The following is a 6,005-nucleotide window of genomic DNA, read 5'->3' on the forward strand; positions in this document are numbered from 1 at the left end:
AAAGCAAAAGTTTTGACTGCCAGCCGGAAACCCATTCCGTCAATCACGAAAGACGTGGGCTATTCGTTGCGCTCACATTGCAATTCAACCATTGAGGATGAAGCATCGACGGAACTGTTCGCCTCAGAACCGAGTGGAGCGTCAGTCATGTCAACGGGAAGAAACAAGGGCTCCGGCGAGGGAGGCAGAAGCCCCTTCCTCTTCAACTCGCTACGCCACATATAAATCTGCTGCCGCGATACATCGTGACGTAGCGAAACTTCTGTTACTGTCGCGCCATCAACCCCAACCGAACTGACTATCGCAAGCTTCTCTTCGACCCGCCACCGACGGCGGCGTTCGTGACCCAGTATCTCCATCCGCATCGTCTACCTCAATCTCAAGACACGTCATTAACGTCGTCGCTAAAGACGTGTCTTACGTCACGAGGCTTTGCTTCAACAGGCGGTAGCAATCGGGCCGTTACAAATGTAGAAAATTGGAGCCTTATGATGCGGGACGTTACTATATATGCAGGTTGGGACATCTACCTAAATTTTGAGAAAAGCCATCTTACAGGCGCAGTCATCCGCCAAGTGCGACTATTGACGATCAAATTTTTCTCCGCCTTCTCGTTCTCAAGATTCTCACTAATCTGAGCAATATTTAACAGCGCGGCATCAAGCTGAGTTACAAGTCCTGCGCATTTCTCGTCTGATAATGCTAGCGACCGCAGGTTCTTTGACCAAATATCTATAAAGTGAAATGGTAACGCGGTTGGCTTTTCAAGCCACATCAACGCGGATCGAGCTTTCTCTTGCTTTTTCTTTACAAAAGAATCGCGCACAACCTTATTATAGGTCGTTTTTTGTTTTTTAAGTTCTCCCTCCATGACTTTATGAATATTCTCGTAAATACCGTCTTTATAAAGCACCGGCCATTTACTACCCATATTACGGACAGCCTGATGCTTTGTATCGTAATAACTCGTCGCACTCAACGCGACTCCTTTAAAACCGGACAATGCTGCCAATAAGTGCGGATGGTATCGAGACGTAATAGTCAAACCACCGATACTTACGGGAAAGCCATCTTCAGCAAGCTGTTTAGGGTCTAATAATGAAATGCTGAAGCCATTGCTTTCCAGTTGGCACCGTAACGCCTCACTTGGCCCCCTCACATCTGCGGCCATAGCTGCAGCATATATAATGCTCCCAATTCCGTATGACTTTAGTAACTCCATTACAGACGGACTTAATAAGCTGGCAGCAGCGGCATCACCGGGGAACAAATCGTTCTGGAGACATATCACCAGCGCGGGGACATCTAAGATTTGAAGCGGATACTCCACCCGACCATCACCGACGGATAGAAGTGCATCATCGCCTGAAAAACTAACCTGCCCTGGCGCGAGGGAGTTTAATAGATCGTAAGACTCGACATCTCGGACATCGACAGAATCGAACGTCGACAAAATACCAACCAGTCCAGAAACGTCATCCTGTTTTGTAGGTAGAAACCCAAGACCTGTTGCAATAATGCGCGCCCCAGATCGCCATGCGATGAGTCGGGCTAATAATAAAATTATGTAGTTCGCGGGCCACAATTCATTGAAATACCCGCCACCGATTATATGAATCTGATCTATATTATGACGTCTAACTGCTTCCACACAGTTTATTACGCTCCAAGCACAATCTGGATCATAAAAGCTGGCCTGTATTTCATCCCATGAATTTGACGAATTGCGAACCCGATCTGAAACCGCAGAATATGTATAAGTCCATAGGCTTTCATCAGATTTCAATGTATAAATATCGTCACCGACAAATTCTTCCACATTATCGGAGTTGTATCCATCACATATTATTATAGAAGAGTCATCGAATTTCCTTATTTCTTTTATCCAAGAAGCAAGTATGACTTCATCACCGAAGTTTGGTCCCCCAACAGCACCGATTAATAGATATTTAGCCATCGAGGTTTTACTTTCTATTTCTAGCCGAACGGTTAACTGCCCCGTCCCTTTAAAACTCTGCGAAGCATCACCTTCGCTTTTATAAGCAACATATTAACAACTCTGCCAAAAAAAAAACAACCTTCAGCATTAACTTTACGATCATACTAAAATTTCTATAATCTTCATGAAAGGAACAAAAAAGTAAGTACGAGGCTTCAAATTACCCCTTACCTCTAGCGAGACCTTTAATGAGGCTCGGGAAACCTTTGACACTTTTCTCAACAAAAACCATTCTGACGATCTCTTTAAGGAAAACAAGGAAAGACCCGAATTCGAACAAGAACGGAACGTATCTATTGTGCTTTTTATAGTACTGTTTAATTAATTTTCTGTTCCTTATTGCGTAATACCTAGAGACGTTACTCGAGTCGTTTAGATGCCTAAGCCCCACATTTACACTCCTCTGCCTCCTAACTTTCTGAAGACATTCTTCTGCAATAAATGCCACTTCAGTATGCTTCGAAGCGAGCCAACCATAAATGGCGTCGTCCCAAACGATAAAGAATCGCGGATCTGGCAACCCGATCTTGTTCACTATACTGCGATGAACCATCATCCCTTCAAAACAACCGTAATTGGTCAGGAAATATCCTTTTCCTTCATAAGGATCTTTCAGAAAAGGCAACTGAACCGCAAGGCTATCGCTTACCCATTGCTCGCAAAAAAAATGATCGCCGTTTGGATCCTGCCTGCCAGCATGAAAACATTTGAATTGACCTGCCCAACGCATCATTTTCTCTAAGCCGTGAGGAAGAATGATAACGTCGTCATCCATAAGCCAGAACCAATCCGCAGATGTTTTCAAAGCTTCTTTCACACCGACAGAAAAGCCTCCCGCTCCCCCGATATTTGTGTCTAGAGTTTTTATAATAAGTTCAAAGCCTAGCTCTCTCGATGAAAATGCCCCAAGGATATCTTTGGTCAGATCGTTGCTATTGTTGTCGACCACAATGACAAAATTCGGCTTACGTTCAAGCGATATGATGCTCGTTAAGAGATCAGCTAGTAAAGTATGTCTATTATACGTTACGATAACGATGGCCACATTTTGATCGTCTTTTATTTCTGTAACCGTCATAGTATACGCTCTCACTCAAGCAGTTAGGGCTTTCGGTCAAATCTATAGCGAATGCCATCAAAGAAAGCGCACCACCATTCGTTAAAGCCGCGCCAATCTAGCTTTTTCTTTATCAGAAAATAATAAGGATATAACATAATATCCGCACAGAAACTCAAAGGTCGGCGATGCCGACGGGCAAGATATCCACGGTTACGAAAAAAGTAATATTTCTTGAAACTGCTTTCCGGAACCAATAATTGAATTCGACCTTCAATGATCGAGGCAATTTCCCCCCAAACAGGCGGATGGCTTACCAACGCCGTTGTTAGAGTACCGAAGCGTACGCCATTACGTTTCAGACGCAACAAGAAATCAACTTCGTCACCGCGAATAAATAATCGAATATCCGGGATACCAACCTTAAAGAAAACGTCACGGCGAATAAGCGCACCGTTAAAAAAATGCGCTAAATTTGCGATAAATTCGTGTTCTTGAACTGCCTTGCGGTCGATAGTCAGTCGTCCATCAATCTTGAATGGAAATGCCGTTTTGAGGTTATCTTGAGGCGACACAATCAAGGGAGAGATCACATCAAGATCATATTTCTCAGCTCCATCCAGAAGCGCCCTAAGACAGTCCGCGCCAATAGGGCAGGCATCATCATCCATGATCCATACCCAATCAGCACCTGATGCGAGCGCGGATAGGATTGCAAACGAAAACCCACCGGCACCGCCCAGGTTGATCTCTGACTTATGATAAGTTAGATCAAGACCGTCATAATCCGGCTTCCCGCTCTGGCCAGCATCAACAAGATGTATCGATACCAATTCCGGTTTTAGTTGTTTGGATGCATTAAGAAGACGGTTAATGTCATCTGGACGGTTGCACGTCAATACGGCCATTGAGACAGACAAAGCAAAACTTTCCTTTGAAAAATATCGTATTCATATAGGCATAGCGGTTGAATACTTCTACTCAACCGCTATGCCGAACGTTCTGATATTTCAAGCTCAATTGCCTCTCAAACGTGACTCAATGGTTGTTTCATAACATTTCAGCGCCGCCCCAATCGCCTGATGCATATCAAGATACCGATATGTACCGAGACGACCTCCGAATATCACATCGCGCTCAGCATCTGCCATTGTCTTATAATCGAGATAAGTCTTCTTATCTTTCTGCGTATCGATAGGGTAATAGGGTTCGTCACCGCGCTGAGCAAAACGTGAGTACTCGCGGACGATGACGGTCTTTTCTTTCTGATAATCGCGTTCCGGGTTGAAGTGCCTGAACTCAAGGATACGTGTAAATGGAACATTTTCATCAGCGTAGTTCATGACGGCTACCCCCTGAAAATCTCCCACCTGCAGAACTTCTGGCTCGAAATCAATAGTACGCCATCCAAGTTCCCCCGCCTTATAATCAAAGAATTTATCAATGGGCCCGGTATAAACCACTGGCTTTCCGACAGGTATCTGATCTTTGATTTCAAAATAATCGACACCAGTGCGGACGTGAATCAGTGGATTAGACAGCATTCGTTCAAATATCGCTGTATAACCGTCGACTGGTAGGCCCTCATAGGCATCGTTAAAGTAGCGATTATCGAAATTATAGCGAACAGGTAAGCGAGTAATAATATGCTCTGGGAGCTCACGTGGATCAGTCTGCCATTGTTTGGCTGTATAGCCGCGAATAAACGCTTCATAGAGTGGACGACCAATCAACGAGATCGCCTTTTCTTCTAGGTTTGCGGGCTTTTTATCTCCCAGCTCACGCGATTGTTCCAAAATCAATTGTCGTGCCTCCAGTGGCGACATACGGCGACCGAAGAACTGACACACAGTGCCAAGGTTGATTGGCATCGAGTAGACCTGATCTTTATAAGAGGTGTATACGCGGTGCTTGTAATCAGTAAATTTGGTAAAATTGTTTAGATAATCCCAAACTAGCTTGTTAGGCGTATGAAAAAGATGTGCGCCATACTTGTGCACTTCAATACCAGTCTGAGCATCGTTCTCACTATAGGCATTCCCGCCGATATGATCTCGGCGGTCTAAAATGAGAACCCTCTGCTTCAGTTCATTGGCGACACGCTCCGCTATAGTAGCCCCGAAGAAACCAGCACCAACAATTACAATATCGTAGTTCTCAAAATTCACGATGGGCCATCCAGCGTTTGTTGAAGTTAGACATATTACTTCTTCAATAATCGAACTTAGTGGTCAGCTCAAGGTCAGATTCTCACCCGCATGACTACTTGAATAGAGGCACAGTTCGAACATGGAGTTTGCACATTCTCCCACACTGTGAGTGGGTATCGGCGTTGGCTTAAAAAATTCAAAAAATCAGGTTGCAATGACGCGGTCACAAGCCGGGCCTTCTCGTCATCTAACCAGTCACGCGGCTTGCGCGTATGCGCCGTCTCTACCCCATTGATTTTGGGCATTTTGGGTGAGCTAGGTTTCTGCCAGAAGGTTTTCAACAATAGCAGGAGAATCGTAAGTGTTATGATAATGCCATGGTCGAGACCGTCTTCAAGACGATCAAGTCGGAACTGATCTGGCGCACGGTATTCCAGACTAGAAATGACGCGATCAAAGCCATTGGCCAATACATTGATGGGTTCTATAATCCGGTGCGCAGACATTCTGCCCTCGGATATAAATCCCCGATCCAGTTCGAGACTATGAACCGGAAATTAGAGATAGAAGCTCTCCACTAAATAAGGGCAAGTCCACATACAGGTTCCGCTGTTAAAATCTCAAATATCTGGGAGTGATTCATATCGTCATTCATAGGACTCTCCGTATGATTCATACGGAAAATCGCCCATCCCACCGAATAATAATATGTGGGATGGCTTATACCAAAGCGCATAAAGTTTGACTCAAAAGGGCTTCCACTGTGCTTTGTTTTGTGATTCCTCCTCCCAAACAGGAG

At 44.7% G+C, this 6,005-nt stretch carries 5 protein-coding genes and 1 pseudogene; 1 reads left to right on the forward strand and 5 read right to left on the reverse strand.

Annotated features, from left to right (window positions below):
* Nucleotides 1–59: 59 nt before the first annotated feature.
* The 5 genes from JNC70_RS22510 to glf form a co-directional block, all read right to left on the reverse strand.
* Nucleotides 60–365 carry a transposase gene (locus JNC70_RS22510; protein ID WP_374789031.1) on the reverse strand — a complete coding sequence of 102 codons (306 nt, stop codon included), beginning with the start codon at nucleotides 363–365 and terminating at the stop codon, nucleotides 60–62.
* 161 nt (nucleotides 366–526) lie between these two features.
* The gene (locus JNC70_RS22515) at nucleotides 527–1,957 is read right to left on the reverse strand and encodes a polysaccharide pyruvyl transferase family protein (protein WP_340583696.1); all 1,431 of its coding nucleotides are present in this window, start codon (nucleotides 1,955–1,957) and stop codon (nucleotides 527–529) included.
* Between the two features lie 202 nt (nucleotides 1,958–2,159).
* Nucleotides 2,160–3,077 (reverse strand): glycosyltransferase, encoded by a 918-nt coding sequence (locus JNC70_RS22520; RefSeq protein WP_340583695.1) that lies wholly within the window; start codon nucleotides 3,075–3,077, stop codon nucleotides 2,160–2,162.
* Between the two features lie 23 nt (nucleotides 3,078–3,100).
* Nucleotides 3,101–3,976, reverse strand: coding sequence for a glycosyltransferase (locus tag JNC70_RS22525; RefSeq protein ID WP_374789032.1), 876 nt, complete (start codon nucleotides 3,974–3,976; stop codon nucleotides 3,101–3,103).
* A 96-nt stretch (nucleotides 3,977–4,072) separates the two neighbouring features.
* Nucleotides 4,073–5,224: a UDP-galactopyranose mutase gene (glf, locus tag JNC70_RS22530; protein WP_340583693.1), complete on the reverse strand. Its 1,152-nt coding sequence runs from the start codon at nucleotides 5,222–5,224 to the stop codon at nucleotides 4,073–4,075.
* Between the two features lie 344 nt (nucleotides 5,225–5,568).
* Between glf and JNC70_RS22535 the strand changes: the two are divergent.
* Nucleotides 5,569–5,787: pseudogene (locus JNC70_RS22535) on the forward strand (IS3 family transposase); the annotation flags it as partial.
* Between the last annotated feature and the right edge of the window lie 218 nt (nucleotides 5,788–6,005).

Source organism: Brucella oryzae, from assembly GCF_041929965.1.
Classification (GTDB): Bacteria; Pseudomonadota; Alphaproteobacteria; order Rhizobiales; family Rhizobiaceae; genus Brucella; species Brucella oryzae.